The organism is Actinomadura sp. J1-007, assembly GCF_009793335.1.
Classification (GTDB): domain Bacteria; phylum Actinomycetota; class Actinomycetes; order Streptosporangiales; family Streptosporangiaceae; genus Spirillospora; species Spirillospora yumaensis.
Window position 1 is genome coordinate 864,968 of the sequence record NZ_WING01000003.1, and the last position, 21,385, is coordinate 886,352.

18 protein-coding genes and 6 pseudogenes are annotated in these 21,385 nt (G+C 75.2%); 11 read left to right on the forward strand and 13 right to left on the reverse strand.

The features are described from left to right. Positions 1 to 18: 18 nt before the first annotated feature. From GEV43_RS56865 to GEV43_RS45365, 3 genes and pseudogenes are all read right to left on the reverse strand, one after another. Positions 19 to 1,214: pseudogene (locus tag GEV43_RS56865) on the reverse strand (AMP-binding protein); the annotation flags it as partial. Between the two features lie 9 nt (positions 1,215 to 1,223). After that, positions 1,224 to 1,781 (reverse strand): annotated as a pseudogene (locus GEV43_RS53525) (carboxyl transferase domain-containing protein); the annotation flags it as partial. Next, positions 1,670 to 4,516, reverse strand: a complete 2,847-nt coding sequence (locus GEV43_RS45365; protein WP_206681726.1) for a biotin carboxylase N-terminal domain-containing protein — start codon at positions 4,514 to 4,516, stop codon at positions 1,670 to 1,672. The gene GEV43_RS45365 and the pseudogene GEV43_RS53525, both read right to left, overlap by 112 nt. Positions 4,517 to 4,662: 146 nt before the next feature. Between GEV43_RS45365 and GEV43_RS45370 the strand changes: the two genes are divergently transcribed. Together GEV43_RS45370 and GEV43_RS56870 are read left to right on the forward strand one after the other, a co-directional pair. Next, positions 4,663 to 5,505, forward strand: a complete 843-nt coding sequence (locus tag GEV43_RS45370) for a hypothetical protein (protein ID WP_160826768.1) — start codon at positions 4,663 to 4,665, stop codon at positions 5,503 to 5,505. Between the two features lie 230 nt (positions 5,506 to 5,735). Beyond that, positions 5,736 to 6,089 (forward strand): annotated as a pseudogene (locus GEV43_RS56870) (glycoside hydrolase family 16 protein); the annotation flags it as partial. A 261-nt stretch (positions 6,090 to 6,350) separates the two neighbouring features. On the opposite strand, the gene GEV43_RS45380 reads toward GEV43_RS56870, so the two are convergent. Beyond that, positions 6,351 to 7,952: an ABC-F family ATP-binding cassette domain-containing protein gene (locus GEV43_RS45380; RefSeq protein ID WP_175251216.1), complete on the reverse strand. Its 1,602-nt coding sequence runs from the start codon at positions 7,950 to 7,952 to the stop codon at positions 6,351 to 6,353. A 172-nt stretch (positions 7,953 to 8,124) separates the two neighbouring features. Here GEV43_RS45380 and GEV43_RS45385 point away from each other — a divergent pair, with 172 nt between their 5' ends. Further along, positions 8,125 to 9,708, forward strand: coding sequence for a Na+/H+ antiporter (locus GEV43_RS45385; protein WP_160826769.1), 1,584 nt, complete (start codon positions 8,125 to 8,127; stop codon positions 9,706 to 9,708). Positions 9,709 to 9,738: 30 nt separating this feature from the next. Here the strand turns inward: GEV43_RS45385 and GEV43_RS48900 are convergent, their stop codons facing one another. Both GEV43_RS48900 and GEV43_RS45390 read right to left on the reverse strand, forming a co-directional pair. Then, positions 9,739 to 10,089, reverse strand: coding sequence for a hypothetical protein (locus GEV43_RS48900; protein ID WP_206681727.1), 351 nt, complete (start codon positions 10,087 to 10,089; stop codon positions 9,739 to 9,741). Then, positions 10,023 to 10,907, reverse strand: coding sequence for an MFS transporter (locus GEV43_RS45390; RefSeq protein ID WP_206681728.1), 885 nt, complete (start codon positions 10,905 to 10,907; stop codon positions 10,023 to 10,025). The genes GEV43_RS48900 and GEV43_RS45390 overlap by 67 nt, the downstream gene beginning before the upstream one ends. A gap of 73 nt (positions 10,908 to 10,980) precedes the next feature. Here GEV43_RS45390 and GEV43_RS52955 point away from each other — a divergent pair, with 73 nt between their 5' ends. From GEV43_RS52955 to cobM, 6 genes and pseudogenes are all read left to right on the forward strand, one after another. After that, entirely contained in the window at positions 10,981 to 11,145 is a 165-nt protein-coding gene (locus GEV43_RS52955) for a hypothetical protein (RefSeq protein ID WP_241684530.1), read from the forward strand. Then, the gene (locus tag GEV43_RS52960) at positions 11,106 to 11,996 is read left to right on the forward strand and encodes an ROK family protein (RefSeq protein ID WP_309240333.1); all 891 of its coding nucleotides are present in this window, start codon (positions 11,106 to 11,108) and stop codon (positions 11,994 to 11,996) included. The genes GEV43_RS52955 and GEV43_RS52960 overlap by 40 nt, the downstream gene beginning before the upstream one ends. A gap of 143 nt (positions 11,997 to 12,139) precedes the next feature. Then, complete coding sequence (locus GEV43_RS45400) at positions 12,140 to 12,553, forward strand: pyridoxamine 5'-phosphate oxidase family protein (protein WP_160826770.1); 414 nt, start codon at positions 12,140 to 12,142, stop codon at positions 12,551 to 12,553. Then, complete coding sequence (locus GEV43_RS55755) at positions 12,546 to 12,746, forward strand: hypothetical protein (protein ID WP_309240334.1); 201 nt, start codon at positions 12,546 to 12,548, stop codon at positions 12,744 to 12,746. The genes GEV43_RS45400 and GEV43_RS55755 overlap by 8 nt, the downstream gene beginning before the upstream one ends. Continuing rightward, positions 12,710 to 13,783 carry a precorrin-6y C5,15-methyltransferase (decarboxylating) subunit CbiE gene (gene cbiE, locus GEV43_RS45405; protein ID WP_309240335.1) on the forward strand — a complete coding sequence of 358 codons (1,074 nt, stop codon included), beginning with the start codon at positions 12,710 to 12,712 and terminating at the stop codon, positions 13,781 to 13,783. The genes GEV43_RS55755 and cbiE overlap by 37 nt, the downstream gene beginning before the upstream one ends. After that, positions 13,780 to 14,522: pseudogene (cobM, locus tag GEV43_RS45410) on the forward strand (precorrin-4 C(11)-methyltransferase). The gene cbiE and the pseudogene cobM overlap by 4 nt, the downstream one beginning before the upstream one ends. 290 nt (positions 14,523 to 14,812) lie before the next feature. Here the strand turns inward: cobM and GEV43_RS52965 are convergent. Then, positions 14,813 to 15,586 (reverse strand): annotated as a pseudogene (locus GEV43_RS52965) (cobalt-precorrin-5B (C(1))-methyltransferase); the annotation flags it as partial. A 17-nt stretch (positions 15,587 to 15,603) separates the two neighbouring features. Between GEV43_RS52965 and GEV43_RS45420 the strand changes: the two are divergent. Beyond that, on the forward strand, positions 15,604 to 16,359 hold the full coding sequence (locus tag GEV43_RS45420) for a cobalt-precorrin-6A reductase (RefSeq protein ID WP_160826771.1): 756 nt from the start codon (positions 15,604 to 15,606) through the stop codon (positions 16,357 to 16,359). Here the strand turns inward: GEV43_RS45420 and GEV43_RS45425 are convergent. The 4 genes and pseudogenes from GEV43_RS45425 to GEV43_RS48910 all read right to left on the reverse strand — a co-directional run bounded on the left by GEV43_RS45425 (position 16,331) and on the right by GEV43_RS48910 (position 19,620). Further along, entirely contained in the window at positions 16,331 to 17,833 is a 1,503-nt protein-coding gene (locus GEV43_RS45425; protein WP_160826772.1) for a precorrin-2 C(20)-methyltransferase, read from the reverse strand. The genes GEV43_RS45420 and GEV43_RS45425 overlap by 29 nt on opposite strands. Then, positions 17,833 to 18,452 (reverse strand): annotated as a pseudogene (locus GEV43_RS48905) (precorrin-8X methylmutase). Before GEV43_RS48905 ends, GEV43_RS45425 begins: the two are co-directional and overlap by 1 nt. Beyond that, positions 18,449 to 18,784: a hypothetical protein gene (locus tag GEV43_RS52970; protein WP_241684531.1), complete on the reverse strand. Its 336-nt coding sequence runs from the start codon at positions 18,782 to 18,784 to the stop codon at positions 18,449 to 18,451. The pseudogene GEV43_RS48905 and the gene GEV43_RS52970 overlap by 4 nt, the downstream one beginning before the upstream one ends. An 8-nt stretch (positions 18,785 to 18,792) precedes the next feature. Continuing rightward, complete coding sequence (locus GEV43_RS48910) at positions 18,793 to 19,620, reverse strand: hypothetical protein (protein ID WP_206681729.1); 828 nt, start codon at positions 19,618 to 19,620, stop codon at positions 18,793 to 18,795. Positions 19,621 to 19,925: 305 nt separating this feature from the next. Here GEV43_RS48910 and GEV43_RS45440 point away from each other — a divergent pair, with 305 nt between their 5' ends. Continuing rightward, on the forward strand, positions 19,926 to 20,321 hold the full coding sequence (locus tag GEV43_RS45440) for a hypothetical protein (protein ID WP_160826773.1): 396 nt from the start codon (positions 19,926 to 19,928) through the stop codon (positions 20,319 to 20,321). A 74-nt stretch (positions 20,322 to 20,395) separates the two neighbouring features. Here GEV43_RS45440 and GEV43_RS45445 read toward each other — a convergent pair whose 3' ends face one another. After that, complete coding sequence (locus tag GEV43_RS45445; protein WP_309240336.1) at positions 20,396 to 20,641, reverse strand: DUF397 domain-containing protein; 246 nt, start codon at positions 20,639 to 20,641, stop codon at positions 20,396 to 20,398. Beyond that, positions 20,625 to 21,332, reverse strand: coding sequence for a DUF5753 domain-containing protein (locus tag GEV43_RS45450; protein ID WP_160826775.1), 708 nt, complete (start codon positions 21,330 to 21,332; stop codon positions 20,625 to 20,627). The genes GEV43_RS45445 and GEV43_RS45450 overlap by 17 nt, the downstream gene beginning before the upstream one ends. Positions 21,333 to 21,385 lie beyond the last annotated feature (53 nt).

Genomic DNA, 21,385 nt, shown 5'->3' on the forward strand with positions numbered 1-21,385 from the left:
CTCCTCGTCGCGCTCGTTGAGGACGGCGGCCTCCACGAACCGGCTCGGCCGTCCCATCAGGCCCTTGCGCGAGGCGTCCGCGCCCCGCAGGAACGGCACGCCGTGCTCGGCGGCGAGCGCGGCGACCTCGGCGTGCGTCAGGCCGCGGTACAGGTCGGCGGGGGTGCCCTCGCCCGCCGCCGTCTCCTCGATGATCACGCCGAGCGGGGCGCCCGACTCGGTCTGCCCGAACCCGGCGGTCACGAAGTCGATGCCGAAGCGCCGCGCGAACTCCGCGTGCCCGGCCGGGAGCGGCTGCATGTGCGCCTTGGTGAGCGTGTTGCGGCGGTCGCCGGGCGTCTGCGGCGCCTTCGCCAGCCAGGGGATCATCACGTCGAGCAGGATCGCGGTCGTCACGCCGCGCGACTCGACGCGCCGCCAGAAGTCGTTCGGGCTGAACCGGTTCCAGACGGCGACCTCGCAGCCGGCCCAAGCGGCCCGCGCGACGTTGGCGATGGCGCCGCCCACGTGGTACATGGGCAGGTCGTTGTAGATGACGTCGTCGCGGGTGACCGGCAGGCGCAGGTTGAAGGTGTACTGGGCGAGCCAGCGGAACGGCTGCACGACGCCCTTCGCCGGGCCGGTCGTCCCGGAGGTGTAGATGACGTTGGCGGGGTCGTCGTACGCGAGGGTCACGTCCGGCCGGGGCGCGTCGCGCGTCAGGTCCGCCCACGGGATCTCCCGCAGCGCGGGGTGCGCCGCGGGCCGTTCCGCGCCGTGGTCGTGCGCGCCGGGCGGCGCCTCGTACACCGCGACGGCGGGAGGCTCGGCGAGGCCGCCGGCGACCTCGTTGAGCGCGGGCAGCAGCGCGGGTTCGGTGACGATCGCGTCCGGCGCGGTGTCGGCGAGCTGGTAAGCCAGCAGCCGCCCGGTGTAGCCGAAGTTGACGGGCAGTAGAGCGCGCCCGCCTTCCACGCGCCGAACATGACGAGGGCGGCGGCCAGCGGGTTGACGCAGAACACGCTGACCCGGCCGCCCTTGCCGATGCCGTTCGCGGCGAGGTTCCCGGCGATCGCGTCGGTACGGCGGCCGAACTCGCGGTAGGTCAGCGTCACGCCGTCCTCGCCGTAGTGGAAGAACGGCCGGTCGCCCGCCGCCGCGGCCCAGTGGTCGAGCCGTTCGACGACCATCTCGCCCCCGGCGCGCAGCGGCGCGGCCAGGTCCCGTTCGTTCATGTCCTCTCCTTACGGGCGGGTGCCGAACGAGGGCCGACCGGTCTGCTCGGGCAGCAGCCGGTAGGCGTCGCGTACCCAGTCGCACAGCAGGGCCCTGCTGTCGCGCGGGTCGATGATGTCCTGGATCCCGAAGTGCTCCGCCGTGCGGAACGGGGACGCGACGGCCTCCAGCTCCCGGCGGATCCGCTCGACCTCCCGTTCGGGGTCGGCGGCGCCTTCGAGCTCCGCGCGGAACGCGGCCTCGACGCCGCCCCGCACCGGCAGCGACCCCCAGTCGCCGGACGGCCAGGCCCAGCTCCGGCCGGGCCGGTGCCGGTTGACGATGCCCGCGCCGCCGACCCCGTACACGCGGCGCAGCACCAGCTCGGCCTGCGGCACGCGGGCCTGGTAGACGGCGGCGATGGCGCGGGCCCCGTGCCGGATCGTCGCGCGCCGCTCGGCGGCCCTGCCGATCGTCATCCCCGCCTGGTCGGTGAGGCTGACGATCGGCAGGTGGAACGTCTCGCACAGGTCGGCGAGGCGGGTGACGGCCTGCGCCCCCTCGACCGACATCGTGGCGCCCTTGAACGGGTCGGCCGCGATGACGCCCACGGGGTGGCCGTCCAGCCGGGCGAGGGCGGTGACCGTCCCGCCCCGTACTCGGCGTACCGGAACACCGACCCCGCGTCGAAGACCGCGTCGAGGACCGGCTCGATCCGGTACGGGCGGCGGCGGTCGCGCGGGACGGCCCGGAGGAGGGACTCCTCGCGCCGTTCCGCCGGGTCGTCGCAGGGCGCGACCGGCGGGAGCTCGAACGCGCTGCCCGGCAGGTACGACAGGAACGCGCGGACGACGCCGAACGCCTCCTCCTCGGTGCGGACGAACCGTTCGACCGCGCCGTTGCCCCGGTGCACCTCGGCGCCGCCGAGCTCCTCCTTGGTCAGGTCCTCGCCCGTCCCGCCGAGGACGACGGGCGGCCCGGCGGTGAAGAGCTGGCCGACGCCCTCGACCATGACGGCGAGGTGCGACATGACCAGCCGGGCCGCGCCGAGCCCGACCGTCGGGCCGAGGCAGGCCGCGACGACCGGGACGAGCGAGAGGTTGTCGACCACCGCGTCCCAGCCGGGGTTGACGGGCACGTACGTGAACCCGGCCTCCTGCGCCATCTTGACGCTGCCGCCGCCGCTCGCGCCGTCGAGGAGGCGGACGACCGGGAGCCGCGTCTCGCGGGCGTACCGTTCGGAGAAGACCTGCTTGTCGTGGATCGCGGCGTCGCCCGACCCGCCGCGCACGGTGAAGTCGTCGGCGCCGAGGACGACCTTGCGGCCGTCGATCCGGGCGGTGCCGGCGACGAAGTTGGCGGGCAGGACCGAGGCCGCGTTCCCGTCCGAGCCGTACTCGGCGAAGCCGGTCATGGCGCCGATCTCGCGGAAGCTGCCGGCGTCGGCGAGCGCCGCGATCCGTTCGCGCACCGTGAGGCGGCCCGCGCCGTGCTGCCTGGCGACCTTCGCCGGGCCGCCCATCGCGCGGGCCAGCTCGTGGCGGCGGCGGATCTCTGCGACCTCCGCGGACCAGTCGGCCCCGTCGGCCCCGTCGGCCCTGTCAGCCCTGTCAGCCCTGTCAGCCCTGTCGGCCCCGTCGTCGTTCTCAGGCTCCGCGCCGAGTCCGTCCGCGGGCGTCCCGAACAGCAGTGGCGCGCCCTCCTCGACCAGGTCGCCCGCCGCCGGGAGGACGGCGGTGACGGTCAGGGCGCGGCCGGCGCGGACGACGTGCTCCATCTTCATCGCTTCGAGCACCATCAGCCGGCCGCCCGCGGGGACGGTGTCGCCCTCCGCCACGTCCAGGCTCATCACCATGCCCTGCATCGGCGCGGTCACGGTCGCGTCGCCCTCGGCCGCGACCGGCGCGTCCGCCCCGTCCGGCTCGCGCGCGGTCCCGGGCGCGGGCGCGTCGAAGTAGAGGCGGCGGTGCGCGCCGTGCAGCAGCTCACCGAGGTGCGCGGCGACGAACGAGGTGTCCCACTCGCCCGCCGCGAAGCCGGGGTGGGCGAGGATGCTCTGCAACAGCGGGATGTTGGTCGGGACGCCCTCCACCTGGAACTCGCCGAGCGCCGCGTACGCCTTGGCGGTGGCGCCCGCGAAGTCGGGGGCGTGCGCGATGACCTTGGCGAGCAGCGAGTCGTAGCGGGGGCTCGCCCGGTAGCCCGCGTAGCCGTACGAGTCGACCCGGACGCCCGGCCCCGACGGCGGCGCGAACGCGGTGAGGGTGCCCGCGCCCGGACGGGGCGTGCCGTCCTCGGCGAGGGTCTCCAGGTTGACGCGCGCCTGCACGGCGAACCCGCGCGGCGGCGGCGTGCGGTCCACGCCGGCGTCCGCGAGCGACGCGCCCCACGCCAGCCGGATCTGCGCCTGGACGAGGTCGATCCCGGTGATCTCCTCGGTGACGGTGTGCTCGACCTGGAGCCGCGGGTTGGCCTCGATGAACCAGAACCCGTCCGCGCCGACGAGGAACTCGAACGTGCCGAGGCCCCCGTACCGGACCTCGCCCGCGAGCCGGAGCGCGGCCCCGAGCAGCCGGTCGCGCACCGCGTCGTCCAGGGACGGGCTCGGCGCGACCTCGACCAGCTTCTGGTGGCGGCGCTGGACGCCGCAGTCGCGCTCCCACAGGTGGCGCACGTTCCCGTCGCCGTCGCCGACGACCTGGACCTCGATGTGGCGTGCGGAGGCCAGCAGCCTCTCGACGTACAGGCCGCCGTCGCCGAACGCCTGGAGCGCCTCGGAGCGGCACCGCTCGTACGCCTCGTCCAGCTCGGCGGGGTCGAGGACCGCGCGCATCCCGCGCCCGCCGCCGCCCGCGAGCGCCTTCAGCATCACCGCGCCGTGCCGGTCCGCGAACGCGCGCGCCTCGTCCAGGCTCGTCGGCCCCGCCGTGCCGGGCATGACGGGGACGCCGAGCTCCTCCGCGAGCGCGCGGGCGCGGACCTTGTCGCCGAACAGCTCCAGCACCTCCGGGCGCGGCCCGACGAACACCAGGCCCTCCTCGGCGCAGCGCCGGGCGAACGCGGCGTTCTCGCTGAGGAAGCCGTAGCCGGGGTGGACGGCGGCGCAGCCGGACGCGCGGGCGGCGGCGATGACGGCCTCGCCGTCGAGGTAGGCGGGCACGCCCTCGCCGGGCAGCTCGCGGGCCTCGTCGGCGCGCCGGGTGTGCAGCGAGGCCGCGTCGTCGCGGGCGTGCACCGCGACGGTCCGCAGGCCGAGCTCGCTCGCGGCGCGGATCACGCGGACGGCGATCTCCCCGCGGTTGGCCACCAGAATGCCGCTCACCAAGCCTCCCACCTGCGCATTGACACTGACGTCAACGTCATCATCCTAACGTGTGGCCGCTTTCCGTCAACGCCGGACGCACCGCCCCCTCCCGGCCGATACTGGGCGAGACCGTTCCGCCCGCATCACCGATGCCGGGAGAGCAGATGAGAACGCACCTCGCCGCCGTCGCCGCAGTCGCCGCCCTGGGCGGAGCGCTCACCGGCTACCTGGCCGCCCCCTCGCCCGGCGGCGCCGACGCGCGCCGGGCCGCGTCCTCGCTCGCCGCCGGCCCCCGGCACCTGGCGCTGAACATGCCCGCCGGCGACCGGGCCAAGGCGGCGGGCCTCGGCTACGACCTGTTCGACGTCGATCCCGACGAGGACGAGATCGCGTCGCTGCCGAAGGGCGCCAAGGCGATGCTGTGGGTCGGCAACACCACCTGCGGCGACTTCGAGATCGCCGACACCGGCGCGTTCGCCGAGACCGTCGAGCGCCTGGCGGACGACCCGCGCGTGTACGGCTGGTACCTGTCCGACGAGCCGAACCCCAAGGAGTGCCCGGGGATCGCCGCCAAGATCCGTGAGCGGGCCGACATCGTCCACGAGCGCGCGCCCGGGCAGAAGGCGTTCGCGTCGCTGACCGACTGGGAGATGTCGCCGCTCCGGCCGTCCGAGACGCACCTGGACCTGATCGGGGTCGACCCGTACCCGTGCCGCGTGGACGGCGACGGCTGCGACCTCGGGGTCATCGACCGGATGGTGCGGCAGGCCGACGCCGCCGGGTTCCCCCGCCGCATGATCGTCCCGGTGTTCCAGACGTTCGGGCAGACCTGCGCGGACGGCGAGAAGACCTGGCGGATGCCGAGACCGGCGCAGCTCCGGGCCATGCTCGACCGCTGGGACCGTCACGCCCCGTCCCCGGCGTTCGACGTCTCCTACTCCTGGGCCGCCAGGACGCGTGGGCCTGCCCCGCCCTCGCCGACCACCCCGAACTGCAAGCCGTCATGAAGGCCCACAACACCCGCCGGCGCGGCCCCGCCCCGGCCTCTCCGCCGACGCGCGGGCCAGGCGGCGGCCCGAGCCGTTCGCCGGGCGGGGGAACGAGCGGCTGGGGACGGCCCGTCGTCTCCGAGGACTTCGACGGGACCGAGGTCGACACGAGCAAGTGGCTCGTGTACGACTCCCCCGCGGCCAAGGTCAACCCCCGCACCGCCAAGGCGACCACCGTCAAGGACGGCATGCTGCACCTGACCGGCGGCCTCTACGACGGCAAGGACCTCTCCGGCGGCATCGCGTCCCACCTCAACCAGCGCTACGGACGCTGGGAGGTCCGGATGCGCGCCGACGCCGGCACGGGCTACTCCGCCGTCGCGCTCCTCTGGCCCGAGCACTTCGGCCGGCCCGAGAAAGCCGAGATCAACTTCGCCGAGGTCATCGACCCCACCCGCAAGTCCACCGGCCTGTTCGTCCACCAGGGCGAGAACGACGCCCAAGCGCAGCGGACCGTCAAGGTCGATTTCACCCGCTGGCACACCGTCGCCCTGGACTGGCGTCCGGAAAAGCTCGTCTTCTGGATCGACGGCCGCAAGGTGTGGACCTACACCGGCCCCCTCCTTCCCAAGCAGACCAAGATGGGCCTCGCCCTCCAGAACGACCAGGTCTGCGACCGCGGCAAGGGTTTCTGCCGCACCCGCGACACGCCCAAGTGGGTCACCATGAACGTCGACTGGGTCCGCGTCTACGGCCTCCCCGGCGACTCCCCGCCCAGCAGCGAACCCCGCTCCCCCTCCCCCACCCCACCGCCTCGCCCACCTCCTGCCCCGTTCCGACCTCCTAGACGTCCTAGACGTCGTTCAGGACAGGGTGACGAGGTCGGCGTAGCCGGGGTTCCAGAGGTCCTCGACGGCGTCGGGCAGGAGCAGGACGCGGTCGGGGCGCAGGGCCTCGATCGCGCTCTCGTCGTGGGTGACCATGACGACCGCGCCCCGGTAGGCGTCCACCGCCGCGAGGACCTCCTCGCGCGACTCCGGGTCGAGGTTGTTGGTCGGCTCGTCCAGGAGCAGGACGTTCGCGCGGGACGCGACCAGCCCGGCGAGGGCGAGCCGCGTCTTCTCGCCCCCGGACAGGACGGCGGCGGGCTTGTCGGCGTCGTCCCCGGTGAACAGGAACGAGCCGAGGATGTGCCGGGCCTCGGCGTCCGCCAGGCCGGGCGCGGCGGCGGCGAGGTTCTGCCGGACGGTCCGCTCCGGGTCGAGGGTGTCGTGCTCCTGCGCGAAGTAGCCGAGGCGCAGGCCGTGCCCGCGGACGACGCGCCCGGAGTCGGGCGCCTCCCGTCCGGCGAGGATCTTCAGCAGCGTGGTCTTGCCCGCGCCGTTCAGCCCGAGGACGGCGAGCCGGCTCCCCCGGTCCACGGCGAGGTCCACGCCGGTCAGGACGGGCAGCGGCCCGTACGCCTTGGCGAGGCTGACCGCGCCGAGCGGCGTGCGCCCGCAGGGGGCTGGCTCGGGCAGCCGGATGCGGGCGACCTTCCCGGCGCGGCGGACGGGTTCGAGGCCCGCGAGCATCCGGTCGGCGCGGCGGGCCATGTCCTTGGCGCGCACGGCGGTCGCGGAGCGGGCGCGCATCTTGTCGGCCTGCGCGTGCAGCGCGGCGGCCTTGCGCTCGGCGGCGGCGCGCAGCCTGGCCCGCCGCCGCTCGTCGGCGTCGCGGTCGGCGAGGTACGTCGCCCAGCCGGTGTTGTGGACCTCCAGCGCGGCGCGCGCCGGGTCGAGGTGCCAGACGCGGTTGACGACGGCGTCGAGCAGGCCGGTGTCGTGGCTGATCAGCACGAGCCCTCCGGCGTGGGACGCCAGGAACCCGCGCAGCCACGCGACCGAGTCGGCGTCCAAGTGGTTGGTGGGCTCGTCGAGCAGCAGGACGCCGCGCTCGCCGAACAGGACGCGGGCCAGCTCGACCCGCCGCCGCTGCCCGCCGGACAGGTCGCCGACCGGCCGCGCCATGGCGCGGTCCGGCAGGCCGAGCCCGGCGGCGATGCGGGCGGCCTCGGCCTCCGCGCCGTACCCTCCGGCGGCCTGGAAGGCGGCCTCCGCGCGGGCGTAGCGGCGCATCGCGCGGTCCTGGGCGGACGGGCCGCGCGCCTCGGCCATCTCGGTCTCGGCGGCCCGCAGCGAACGGACCGCCTCGTCCAGGCCGCGGGCGGACAGGATGCGCCCGGTGACGGTGGCGGCGGGATCGGCGGCGGCCGGGTCCTGCGGCAGGTAGCCGACGGGGCCGGTGCGGGTGACCGTCCCCGCGGAGGGACGGGCGAGGCCGGCGAGGACGGTGAGCAGGGTCGTCTTGCCGGCGCCGTTGCGGCCGACGAGGCCGACGCGGTCGCCGGGGCCGACATGGGCGGTGGCGCCCGAGAGCAGGAGGCGGGCGCCGGCGCGCACGTCGGCGCCGCGAAGGGTGATCATTGGGTGACGCTCCGGATCGGTTCAGGACACACGTGTGGCGTGGAGGCGGTGTCCTGAGCTAGGAGATCCGGGGCGTGGACATGCGGCCAGTGTACGTCACGAGGTGATCATCGAGCGGTCAAGGTTCGGCGGGCGGGGGCGGCGGGGCCCGGGCGCGGGCATCCGCACTGCGATGGACCAGTTCGTGCTGCTGCTGTTCCTCCTGCTCGGCGCCGTGCTGACGGTGCCGCTCGGGGACCGGCTCGGGCTGCCCTCGCCGGTGCTGATGACCCTGATCGGGATCGTGCTGGCGCTGCTGCCGTTCGTCCCGAACGTGCGGATCGAGCCCGAGCTGATCCTGCCGCTCGTCCTGCCGCCGCTGCTGTACGCGGCGGTGAAGCGCACGTCGTGGCGGCAGTTCGCGGCGAACTGGCAGCCGATCGTGCTGCTCGCGGTCGCCCTGGTGTTCGTGACGACCGCGGTGGTGGCCGCCGCCGCGCAGGCGCTCGTGCCGGGCCTGCCGGTCGCCGCCGCCGTCGCGCTCGGCGCGCTGATCGCCCCGCCCGACCCGGTGGCGGCGACGGCGGTCGCGGGGCCGCTCGGGCTGCCCCGGCGGCTGGTGTCGATCCTGGAGGGCGAGGGCCTGTTCAACGACGTCACGGCGATCGTGCTGTACCACGTGGCCATCGCGGCGGCCGTGACGGGCGCGTTCTCCTGGCCGGAGGGGCTCGGCCGGCTGGTGCTGTCGGCGGTGGTGGCGGTCGCGGCGGGGCTCGCGATCGGCTGGGCGGGCGGACGGCTGATGGGCCTGCTCGGCGACGCGAACACCCGGACGGGCCTGTCGCTGATCCTGCCGTTCGCGAGCTACGCGCTGGCGGAGGAGTTCGCCGGGTCGGGCGTGCTCGCGGTCCTGACGACCGCGCTGTACCTGTCGGAGGTGGACGCCGACGCCGACGACGTGCTCGGCCGCCTCGCCGGGAGCAGCTTCTGGGACGTCGTCGACACCCTGGTCACCGGCGTCGCGTTCGGGCTGATCGGGCTGGAGCTGCACAACCTGTTCGGCGAGGCCGGGGGCGACCGGGGCGACCTGCTGGTCTGGGGCGCGGCGATCACCGGCGTCGTCCTCGCCGTACGGCTCGCGTGGCTGATGCCCGCCGCGTGGGCGGCCCGGCGGGCGCGCCGCGCGATGGACGCCGACGCCGACCTGCCCGCGACGTGGCGGGAGACCATCGTGATGTGGTGGGCCGGGATGCGCGGCGTGGCGTCCATCGCGCTCGCCCTCGCGATCCCGCTGCGGACGGACGACGGGCCGTTCCCCGCCCGCGACGCCATCGTGTTCATCGCGTTCTCCGTCGTGCTCGCGACGCTCGTGCTCCAGGGGCTGACGCTGCCGTGGCTGGTGCGGCGGCTCGGCGTGCGGGCCGACACCGCCGCCGAACGGGCCCTGGAGCGCGACCTGGCCCTGCGCGCGGCGGGCGCCGCCCGCGACCGGCTGCGCGAGATCGCCGGCGAGGGCGTGCTGCCCGACGAGATGCTGGACGTCCTGAACAGGCAGGTGCAGGCGCTCGGCGCCCGCGCGAGCCCGGAGCTGGCCGACGAGGAGCGCCGCCGCGCCGTCGAGCAGAGGTCGGAGCAGATCCGGACGTTCCGGCGCGTGCAGTCGGAGATGATGTCGGCCGCGCGGCGCGCCGTCCTGTCGGCGCGCAACGAGCCGGGCGTCGATCCCGAGGTCGTGGACCGGCTGCTCTACCAGCTCGACGTCCGCAGCCTGCACTGACCGCGCGGCGGGCCGGGCGGACGGGGCGCGTCAGGCGCCGACCTCCCTCAGGGACGCCGCGTCGGCCGTCGCGGCGGGCGCGGGCGGGCGCATCGCCCCGGCGAGCACGGTCATCAGCGCCACGACGCAGGTGATGACCGCGAACGCGACCGGGTAGGACGTGGCGCCCGCGACCCAGCCGGTGACGGCGGGCGCGATCAGCGCGGACATGTACGTGATCGTCGCGACGCCCGCGACGCCCTCGCCCGGTGTCGTCCCCCGGTTGCCCGCCGCGGCGAAGACCAGCGGCACGACCGCCGCGACGCCGAGCCCGATCAGCGCGAACCCGGCCGTGCACAGCACGGGCGTCCGGGACGCGACGACGACCGCGCCGCCGAGCACGGCCGCGACTCCCCCGCCCGGACGACCGCGACGGGCCCGAACCGGCGCACGAGCAGGTCGCCCGCGAGGCGCGCGGACGCCATGCACAGCATGAAGACGGTGTAGGTCGCGGCGGCGAGGCCCGGTCCTGCGCCCGCGACGTCGGTGACGTAGACGGCGGCCCAGTCCGCGCTGGACCCCTCGGCGAACGTCCCGGCGAACCCGACCAGGCCGACCAGCAGGATCGAGCGGGGCGGCAGCGCGTAGCGGCGCGGGGCGGCCGCGCCCGGCGCGGGCGGCTCGGCCCACAGGCCGCGCCCGGCGAGCGCGCCGAGGCCGAGCAGGACGAGCGCGGCCCCGCCGAGGTGGAGCCGGGCGTCCACGCCGTTGTGCGCGGCGAGCACGCCGACGCCCCCGGCCGCGAGGCTGCCGAGGCACCACATCCCGTGCAGCCCGGACATGATCGACCGGCCGAGGCGCCGTTCGAGCGAGACGGCGTGCCCGTTCATCACCACGTCGCACATCCCGGCCGTCGCCCCGTACAGCACGAACGCGCCGAACAGCGCGACCTGCACGGGCGCGAGGGCGGGCAGCGCGAGGCCCGCGCACCACAGGGCGAGGAGCAGGCGCACGGCGGTCCGCGCGCCGATCCGGTAGGCGAGGCGGCTCGCCATCGGCATCCCGACGAACGATCCGATCGGCGCGCAGAGCAGGGCGAAGCCGAGCATGCCGGGGGTGAGGCCGAGGTGGTCCTGGATCCAGGGCAGGCGCGTCGCGAGGCTGCCGCTGACGGCCCCGTGGACGGCGAACACGATCGCTATGGCGCGGTGGTGGTGCATGCCGAGCAAATTAACAGGAAGGCTTCCTGATGAAAAGAGATATCAGGCAGGGTTCCTGACTAATATGGGCCGGGTGCAGACCGCGACCCCCGCGATGGCGCGGGCGATCAACGACCGCCTGGCCCTCGACCTGCTGCTGGAGCAGGGCCCGCTGACCGCGCCGCAGCTGCGCGCGCTCACCGGCCTGTCCCGCCCACGGTGTCCGACCTCGTCGAACGGCTCCGCGACGGCGGCCTGATCGAGGTGACCGGCGAGCGCGGCAGCGACCGCCGCGGCCCGAACGCCCGCCTGTACGGCATCGTCGCGGGCCGCGCCCACGTCGCCGGGGTCGACCTGCGCCGCGACGCCGTCCAGGTCACGGTCGCCGACATCACCGGCACGGTCGTCGGCTCCGCCCGCCGCCCCCTCCCCGGCGCGGGCGGTTCCGCCGGGTCCCGGCCGTCCGCCGGGGGCGGTCTGCCGGCGTTCCTCGCCGACACGGTCAGCGAGGCCGCGGGCGCGCATACGCCGCACACGGTCGTGATCGGCGCGCCGGGCCTCGTCGCGCCGTCCACCGGCGAGCTGGCCGCCGACAACGCCGTTCCCGGCTGGCATCCGGGGCTGCGCGAGGACGTCGCGCGGCGGCTCGGCGTCCCGGTCGTCCTGGAGAACGAGGTCAACCTCGCCGCGATCGCCGAGCACCGCACCGGGACGGCGGCGGGCCGCGACGACTTCGCGCTGCTGTGGCTCGACAACGGCATCGGCGGCGCCGTCGTGCTCGGCGGGCGGCTGCGGCGCGGCGCGTCCGGGGGCGCGGGCGAGGTCGGCCTGCTCAGCGTGGACGGCACGACGATCTGCGACCTGCTGCTGCCCGAGGCGCTCGGCGGCCGTTCCCCGGACGAGGCCGCGCGGCGCGTCGCGCAGGCCGCGTTCCTGCTCGTCGCCGTCCTCGATCCCGGCCTGGTCGTGCTCGCCGGCTCGACGGCCCGCGCGGGCGGCGACGACCTGGCCGTACGGGTCGCCGAGCAGCTCCAAGCCCTGTCCCCGCGCCGACCGAGGTCCGCGCGAGCACCGTGGACGGCAACGCGATCCTCCAGGGCGCCGTGCTGACCGCGCTCGACGGCGCACGCGACGCGGTCTTCGGCCACCCGGTCGCCGCGCCCGGCTGACCCCGGCGGCCCGGCGGCCGGTCCCGATTCGGGGTCGATGCCCGGTTTCTGGGATCCTGCTGGTCACGCGGACGAGGGGATGAGATGCAGCAGGGGACACGGCACCGGCTGGGGCTGGACGACGAGCGCCTCCTAGCGTTCTGGCGGGAACGGCACGTGTGCGCGCTCGCCACGCTCCGCCCGGACGGCACGCCGCACGTGGTGCCGGTCGGCGCGACGCTCGACGCCGCCGCCGGACTCGTCCGGGTGATCACCTCGGCCGGCTCGGCGAAGGCGCGGCACGTCGCGGCGGCGGGCCCGGACGGGCTGCCCGTCGCCGTCACGCAGGTGGACGGCCGCCGCTGGGCGTCCCTGGAGGGCCGCGCCGTCCTGCGCACCGACGCCGCGTCCGTCGCCGACGCCGAGCGCCGCTACACCGACCGCTACAAGCCGCCGCGCGCCAACCCGTCCCGGGTCGTCATCGAGATCGCGGTCACCCGGGCCCTCGGCAATGTCTGACCTCGCGGGCTCCCGCGACGAACGCGTCGCGGTCGTCGGGATCGGCGCGGACGGCTGGGCGGGCCTCGCCGAACCGGCCCGCGCCGCGCTCCGTTCCGCCGAGGTGGTCATGGGCGGCCCGCGCCACCTGGCGCTCCTGCCCCCGCCGGGGAAGGGGTGGCGGGCGAACGGGTCGCGTGGCCGTCGCCGATGATGCCCGCGCTGCCCGGCCTGTTCGAGGAGCACGCGGGGCGGCGGGTCGCCGTGCTGGCGAGCGGCGACCCGATGTTCTACGGGGTCGGCGCCGCGCTCGCCCGGCTCCTCGGCCCCGGCCGCCTGCGCGTCCTGCCGCACCCGTCGTCGGTGTCGCTGGCGTGCGCGCGGCTCGGCTGGCCGGTGGAGGACGTCGAGGTGGTCAGCGCGGTCGGCCGCCCGCTCCCCGCGCTGAACGCGGCGCTCGCGCCCGGCCGCAGGATCCTGGTCCTCAGCGCGGGCGCGTCCACGCCCGCCGAGGTCGCGGCCCTGCTCGACCGGCGCGGCCTCGGCGGCGCCGAGGTCACCGTGCTCGAACGCCTCGGGGCCCCCGGCGAGCGGATCGGCCCGCCGCCGCCCGACCCCGACCCGCTCAACATCGTCGCGATCCGCTGCCCGCCCGCGAACCCCGAGGACGCCGGCGCGGGCGCGGCGGGGTACGCGGCCGTCCCGGGCCTGCCGGACGGCGCGTACGACCACGACGGCCAGCTCACCAAGCGCGAGGTCCGCGCCGTCACGCTGGCGCGCCTCGCGCCCGTCCCCGGGGAGCTGCTCTGGGACGTCGGGGCGGGCGCGGGCAGCATCGCGATCGAGTGGATGCGCGCGCACCGCTCCTGCCGGGCCGTGGCCGTCGAGTCCCAGCCCGACCGCGCCGCGCGCGCCGCCGCGAACGCCGCGGAGCTGGGCGTTCCCGCGCTCCGCGTGGTGACCGGCCGCGCGCCCGACGCGCTCGCGGGCCTGCCCGCCCCCGACGCGGTCTTCATCGGCGGCGGCGTGACCGTCCCCGGCGTCCTGGACGCCTGCTGGGACGCCCTGCGCCCCGGCGGGCGGCTCGTGGTCAACGCGGTCACCGTCGAGTCGGAACGCGTGGTCGCCGAGGCGTACGGACGGTTCGGCGGCGAGCTCACGCGCGTCGCGATCAGCAGGGGCGCGCCGGTCGGCGGGTTCACGGGATGGAGGACGATGATGCCGGTGACGCAGTGGGCGGTGACGCGGTGACGGTGCACTTCGTCGGCGCCGGGCCGGGCGCCGCCGACCTGATCACGGTGCGCGGCCGGGACCTGGTCGCCGCGTCGCCGGTGTGCCTGTACGCGGGGAGCCTCGTCCCCGCGAGGTCCTGGAGTGGTGCCCGCCGGGCGCCCGCCTCGTCGACACCGCGCGGATGGTGCTGGACGACATCGTCGCCGAGATGGTCGCCGCGCACGCCGACGGGCTGGACGTCGCGCGGCTGCACTCGGGCGACCCGTCGGTGTTCAGCGCGATGGCCGAGCAGATGCGACGGCTGGACGCGGCCGGCGTCCCGTACCGGGTCACGCCGGGCGTGCCCGCGTTCGCGGCGGCGGCCGCGTCGCTCGGGCGGGAGCTGACCGTTCCGGAGGTCGCGCAGACGGTCGTGCTGACCCGCACGTCCGCGCGCGCGACGCCGATGCCGCCGGGCGAGGACCTCGCGACGCTCGGCCGCAGCCGCGCCACGCTCGTGCTGCACCTCGCGGTGCAGCGCGTCGAGGCCGTGGTGGACGAGCTGGTCCCGAACTACGGGGCGGACTGCCCCGCCGCCGTCGTCGCGTACGCCAGCCGTCCCGACGAGGTCGTGCTGCGCGGCACGCTCGCCGACATCGCCGCCAGGGTCCGCGAGGCCGGGATCCGGCGGACGGCCGTCATCATCGTCGGCCGCGCCCTCACCGCCGAGCACTTCACCGACAGCCACCTGTACTCGGCGGCCCGCCGCCGCGACTGACCGGCACGCCGGGAACAGGAAGCCAGGGGTTCAGGGGGCGCGGCCGACGATCGTTCCGGCGCGGTCGATGACGACGACGTCGACCTCGACGGGCGCGCCGCGCAGGACGTCGAGCGCGACCGCGCGGGCGCGCGCGGCCACCAGGTCCCCGAGCGGCAGCCCGGCCGCCTGGCAGATGCGCAGCGCGTCGAGCGCGGTGTTGGCGTGCCGGACCCGTTCGGCGGTCTCCCCTCGCCGACCAGCGCGGCGAGCGCGCCGAAATCGACCTGGGAGCGCTTGGAGTGCAGGTCCAGGTGCCCGTTCGCGAGCTTGGCGAGCTTCCCGATGCCGCCCGCGATCGTCAGCCGCGGAACGGGGTGGCGCCGCACGTACTTCAGCACCGCGCCCGCGAAGTCGCCCATGTCGAGCAGCGCGTCGTCCGGCAGCCCGTGCAGCTCGGCGGCCACCCGCTCCGACGTCGAGCCGGTCGCGCCCGCGACGTGCGCGCGGCCCGCCGCGAGGGCGACGTCCACGCCGCGCCGGATGCTGTCGATCCACGCCGAGCACGAGTACGGGACGACGACGCCCGTCGTGCCGAGGATCGACAGGCCCCCGAGGATGCCGAGCCGCGGGTTCCACGTCCTGCGGGCCAGCTCCTCGCCGCCGTCCACGGAGATCTCCACGACGGCGTCGGCGCCGCCGAGCACCTCGCGCATCATCCGGCGCGGGACGGGGTTGATCGCGGGCTCCCCCACGTCCAGCGGCAGGCCCGGCTTGGTGACCGTCCCGACGCCCGGCCCGGCGCGGAACACCACGCCGGTCCCCGGCTCGCCGAGCCGCACCGTCGAACGGACCAGCGCGCCGTGCGTGACGTCGGGGTCGTCTCCGGCGTCCTTGACGATCCCGGCGGTCGCGACGCCGTCGCCGAGCTCCTCGACGGCCAGGGCGAACGCGGGACGTTGCCCCTTCGGCAGGACGATCTCCACCGGGTCGGGGAACTCGCCGGTCAGCAGCGCGGTGTGGGCGGCCTTGGTCGCGGCCGTGGCGCACGCGCCGGTCGTCCATCCGTAACGCAGCTCGCTCACGGCTCTAGCATGCTCTCGTGACGTTGCGTGTACTGCTGCTGGGCGGCACCGGCGAGTCGCGGCTGCTCGCCGCGCGCCTCGACGCCGATCCCGCGTACGAGGTGATCAGCTCGCTGGCCGGGCGCACCGCCGATCCGGCGCTGCCCGCGGGCCTGGTCAGGATCGGCGGGTTCGGCGGCCCCGACGGCCTCGCCGACTGGCTGGAGACCCAGGGCATCGGGGCCGTGGTGGACGCCACGCACCCGTTCGCCGCCGTGATGACCGACTCGGCCGTCACCGCCGCCGAACGCACCGGCCTCCCGCTCCTCGTGCTGCGCCGTCCGGGCTGGACGGAGGGGCCCGGCGACGACTGGCGCCGCGTCCCGACGCTGGAGGCCGCCGCCGCGGACCTGCCGGGCGAGCGCGTGTTCCTCACGACGGGCCGCAAGCACCTCGCCGCGTTCGCGGGCGACGAGCGCCGCTGGTACCTGGTCCGCTCCGTCGACCCGCCGGAGCCGCCGCTGCCGCCCCGCATGGCGGCCGTGCTCGCGCGCGGCCCGTTCACGGTGGACGAGGAGCTGGCGCTGATGCGCGAGCACGCGATCGACGTCCTGGTCACCAAGGACAGCGGGAGCGCGATGACCGCCGCGAAGCTCGCCGCCGCCCGCACCCTCGGCGTGCCCGTCGTGATGGTGGACCGCCCGCCCCTCCCCCGGACGTCGCCGCGGCCGCGACGGTCGAGGAGGCCGCGGCCTGGCTCGCGCGTCACGCCGTCGGGTAGCGGCGCGGCGTGAACACGGTCGTGCGGCCGTCGCCGCGTTCGGCCACGCGCGTGCGCGACGACCCGACGAGCAGCAGGCACCGCATGTCGACGCCCGCCGACGCGTCCAGGTCGCCGAGCCGGACGACCCGCACGCTCTCGCCGTCGCCGCCGACGTCGCGGCCGATCACGACGGGCGTGTCCGGCGAGCGGTGCCGCAGCAGGACGTCCCGCGCCCGCGCGACCTGCTCGACGCGGCTCCTCGACGCCGGGTTGTAGATCGCGATCACCAGGTCGGCCGCCGCCGCCGCGTCCAACCGCGCCTCGATGACGTCCCAGGGCTTCAGCCGGTCCGACAGCGACAGCACGCAGTAGTCGTGCCCGAGCGGCGCGCCGATCCGCGACGCGACCGCGTTGGCCGCCGTGAGACCCGGCAGGACCCGCACGGGAACGTGCTTCCACCGTTCCTCGGCCGCTATTTCCAGAACGGCCGCCGCCATCGCGAAAACCCCGGGATCGCCCGACGACACGACCGCGACCCGGCGGCCTTTCTCGGCGAGCGCCAGCGCGAATTCCGCGCGTTCCGACTCGACGCGGTTGTCGGACGCGTGCCGCCGCTGCCGCGGATTGGCGGGCACCCGGTCCAGGTACGTCACGTACCCCACCAGGTCGTCGGCTCCGGCCAGCGCGTCCTGCGCCTCGGGCGTCAGCCATTCCCGCCCCGCCGGCCCGAGGCCGACGATGACGACCTCGCCCTCGCCGCCCGCCTCCGGCTTCGGAAGGGACCGCCGCGTCTCCTCGTGCACGCGGCTCGGTACGACGGCCACCGACATGTACGGAACGCTCGCCGGATCGACGTCTCCCAGGGGCAGGGCCCTCTGCCGGTCGGACGTGGCGCGCTCGACGTACCACGCCTCGTCCAGCCGCCCCGCCCGCTCCAGCGCGTCCCGCACGCCCCCGAACGTCCGCCCGAGCTTGAGGACCGCCGCCGAGTCGGTCCGCGCGAGCCGTTCGGCCAGTTCCTCGCTCGGCAGCGTGCCCGGCAGGACGGTCAGCACCTCGTCGCGTTCCACGAGGGGCCGCCCCAGTTCCGCCGATGCGCCGCTGACCGACGTCACTCCCGGCACGACCGTCGTTTCATAACGCCCCGAGAGCCGTTTGTGCAAATGCATGTACGAGCCGTAGAAGAACGGATCGCCTTCGCAGAGCACGACCACGTCGCGACCGGCGTCCAAATGGTCGGCGAGCCGTTCCGCGCACCGTTCGTAGAACGCTTCGAGAACGCCCCGGTAATCGTCGGTCGCCTCCGTCGTCACCGGGTAGACGAGCGCCTCCTCGATCTGCCCGTCCCGCAGGTGCGATGCCGCGATCGACCGCGCGATGCTGCGGCCGTGCCGGGCCGCGTGGTGGACGACCACGTCGGCGGCCCCGATCAGCCGGGCCGCCTTGATCGTGATCAGCTCGGGGTCGCCGGGGCCGAGGCCCACGCCGTACAGACGTCCGGTCATCACTCTTCCTCGCTGGCGATGGCGTTGACCGCGGCGGCCGTCATCGCCGACCCGCCGCGCCGCCCGTGGACGGCCAGGAACGGCAGGCCCGACTCCGCGAGGGCCGCCTTCGACTCGGCCGCGCCGATGAACCCGACCGGGATGCCGAGCACGGCGGCCGGGGTCCCGGCCCCCTCCCGCACCATCTCCAGCAGCCGGAACAGCGAGGTCGGCGCGTTGCCGATCGCGACCACGGCCCCTCGATCCGTCCGCGCCACAATTCCATCGCCGCGGCGCTGCGCGTCGTGCCGAGCTTCGCCGCCAGGTCCGGGACCCGCTCGTCGGCCAGCGTGCAGACGACCTCGTTGTCCGCGGGCAGCCGCTTGCGGGTCACGCCCGCCGCGACCATGCGGGCGTCGCACAGCACGGGCCGTCCGGCCACCAGCGCGTCCCGCGCCGCCGCGACGACGCCGGGCGAGTACGCCAGGTCGCGCACCAGGTCCGTCATCCCGCACGAGTGGATCATGCGGACCGCGACCCGGGCGACGTCCTCCGGCAGCCCGCCAAGGTCCGCCTCGGCCCGGATGGTCGCGAACGACCGCCGGTAGATCTCCGCGCCGTCGCGCACGTAGTCGATCACGTACTCCTCCGTGTCGTCGCGACGGCGGCGGCCGTCGCGGTCAGGTCGTGGGACCGCGCGCGGACCTCGTCGCCGAGCCGCACCTCGTAGCCGCCGGGGGTGGCCACGACGGCGACGTGCCGGTCCGCGGGGCGCCCGCATCGCCGCTCGCAGCCCGCCCAGTGCACCGGCGGGCCGCCGTCCGCGGCGCCCGCCTCGCGGACGCGCGCGGCGTCGGCGCGCACGTCGGTGAGGGACTTGGCGCAGCCGGGCCGCCCGGCGCAGGAGGTGAGCCCCTCCCAACCGGAGGACGGCGCGGTGACCAGGCCATGGAAGTCTGGCACGTCCGTCAAGTCGGGGATCACCAGCCCCGCCACGGAGTGACGATGATCTCCCCGCACGCCCGCAGCTCCCCCAGCGCGTCCGGCCCCAGCCGCCCGAACGGCACCAGCCCCGAGACCGCCGCGCGCCCGTCCGACTGCGGCAGCACCCCGACCGGCACCCGCCGCACCGTCTCCGGCACCGCGACCCGTTCGGCGTCCCCGCCCATCCCGAGCGCCCCGAGGTCGTCCAGCTCGTTCAGCCGCCACTCGCCGTCCCGCACCCGCAGGAACGCCCGAGCGGCCTCGACCATCAACGCGACGGCGCCCGCGGGCGAAGCCCGTCGCCCGCTGTCGCGCCCCGCGAGCACGAGCGCGAACCCGCCTTCGATCCCATAGAGCGCGACATCGGCGCCCTGCGCGATGACGTCCCCGCGCCCGTCGTCCAACGCGAACAGGAACCGTCCCGGCAGCCCGGCCAGCTCCGGATCGGCGCACAACTCGGCGTCCAGCTCGTTCACCAGGGGCCGCACGTCGGCGAAGCCCCCATCGCGCCCGGACAGGACGCTGGCCAGGATGTTCCGCACCCGCTCATGCGTGAACGAGGGCAGCAGCCCGGCGTCGTGGAGCCGTTCGCTCAGCTCCCCCTCGACACCGTCCCGGAGCCCGCGGATCTGCACGTTGGCCCGGGACGTGAGCTCAAGATGCCCGTCCCCGAGATCCCGCGAGGCGTCGGCGAGCGCGCCCGCCTGCGCCCCGCTCAACGTCCCGCCCGGCAGCCGCACGCGGGCGAGCCCGCCATCGGCCGCGGCGTGGACCCGCAGCGTTCCCGGACACCTGTCCGGCCCAGTACGCGAAGGTGAAGACACGGGACGGATCCTAAGGACCAGCGCGAACAACCCCCAACGCGACTCTAACCCGGCCCGTTCCTCCACCTCTCCCCGCCGAACGCCCGACACCGCCCGAAATACGCCGTTACGCTGCCGCGCATGCCCCGCTGGACGCCCCTCCTGACGCTCCCGGCGCTGCTCTGCCTCGCGACCGCCTGCGGCACCGAGCAGCCGCCCCGGACGGCCGCCTCCCCCTCGGACGCACCCCTGCCCCCGGCCAGACATGGTCCTGCCCGCCCGTTCCGACGCCCACGAAAAGCGGCAAGTACCGCGTCTGCTTCGGCGTGCCGAAGCCGTGCGCCCCGCGCCCCTGCGGCCAGAACGGCCGGCTCACGGTCAAGGTCACCGGCTACGAACCCTGGACGGGCTCCGACGGCGCCCGCGGTTACCGCTTCGGCTGGCGCATCGAGAACCCCGGCGGTGAGCCCGTCGGTTTCGACATGCTCGACCTCAACGGCGAGGACATGGCGAGCGTCGTGGACCTCACCCGGCAGATCCGTTCCCGCGACACCTGCGTGACCGACCGCCCCGGCGCGAGAATCCCCCGCGACGGCGTAGTGACCTCACCCCACCCGGTCTGCGTCCCGATCGAGAAGAACAAACACCCCGCGGAGATCGTTTTCCACTTCGCCATCGGCACCACGCCCGGCGGCCCGCAGACGACCGTGCACGTCCCCTGACCGAAGCCGCCCGCCGACGCGCCGGCCCCGGCGCGTGACGCGCACCCGACTGGTCACCGGTAGCGACACCCGCCCTACCGCCGCTTCACGACCTCGACGAACACCCGGAAGTCCGAACGCGCGAAGACGAGCACCCCACCCGCCGCATCCTTACTGTCCCGCACTCCGACCTTGCCGGACGAGGACGCCAACTCCACACAGTTGCCGCCGTCATCACCGCTATGCCAGCTCTTACGCCAAACGGCGGGGGCAAGGGCAGTGACCTCGACACAGTCGCTGTGCTGAGTGCCGCTGTGACTGCTCTTACGCCACGTCGTCACTGAACGCCTCCAATACCGTCTCAATCAGGTTCTTCGACAACCCTTGAGGCAGCGCCTTCGCGCTGATCCGCGCGTACATGACCGCGAATTCGCCTACGTCGGACGGTGACGATACGAGCCGTCCGCCGAGCGGCGAATCGGCGTACGCCAACTCCCCGAAACCATCGCCGGAGAGCAACATCATGGGACCATTCAAACCCGCGTACGCCCCGGTGTCGAATGACATGGGGACCACAAGGATCACGACGTTCGGCCGTTCCGCCAACTCCAGCAGATGCTGGAGTTGGGAGCGCATGATCTCGGGAGTGCCGACCGGCCACCGCAGTGCCGCTTCGCTCACCACTGCGGTGATAAAGGCCCGCTCAAGTATCGCTTGCCGCTCCATGCGTTCGCGGAAAACGGCTTCAGGATCCGCCGCGCCGCCGGAGGCGAGGAGGGCGCGGGCGTAGTCCTCCTGCTGGAAGAGGCCGGGGACGGTGAGCGGCTCGAAGATGCGGATGAGGCGGGCGCGCTGCTCGAACGTCACGTAGCGGCCGAACCACTCGGGGTCGTGGCCGAGCGAGGCGTACCAGACCAGGAAGCCGAAGAGGCCGCCGGTATTCCAGCCCTTGTCCACGAGCGCGGCGCGGGTTCCGTCCAGACGGGCCTCGCCGTTCTCGATGCGCGAAACAGTCGCCTTGCCGGAGTTCATGATCCGGCCGAGCGCCTCGCCTGACTGGCCGTGCTGGGTGCGGAGAAGCCGCA

Coding starts and splice junctions, on each gene's coding strand:
- GEV43_RS45370 (WP_160826768.1), top strand. CDS start 4,663: ATGAGAACGCACCTCGCCGCCGTCGCCGCAGTCGCCGCCCTGGGCGGA.
- GEV43_RS45380 (WP_175251216.1), bottom strand. CDS start 7,952: ATGATCACCCTTCGCGGCGCCGACGTGCGCGCCGGCGCCCGCCTCCTG.
- GEV43_RS45385 (WP_160826769.1), top strand. CDS start 8,125: ATGGACCAGTTCGTGCTGCTGCTGTTCCTCCTGCTCGGCGCCGTGCTG.
- GEV43_RS45390 (WP_206681728.1), bottom strand. CDS start 10,907: ATGCACCACCACCGCGCCATAGCGATCGTGTTCGCCGTCCACGGGGCC.
- GEV43_RS45400 (WP_160826770.1), top strand. CDS start 12,140: ATGCAGCAGGGGACACGGCACCGGCTGGGGCTGGACGACGAGCGCCTC.
- GEV43_RS55755 (WP_309240334.1), top strand. CDS start 12,546: ATGTCTGACCTCGCGGGCTCCCGCGACGAACGCGTCGCGGTCGTCGGG.
- GEV43_RS45425 (WP_160826772.1), bottom strand. CDS start 17,833: ATGACCGGACGTCTGTACGGCGTGGGCCTCGGCCCCGGCGACCCCGAG.
- GEV43_RS45450 (WP_160826775.1), bottom strand. CDS start 21,332: ATGAACTCCGGCAAGGCGACTGTTTCGCGCATCGAGAACGGCGAGGCC.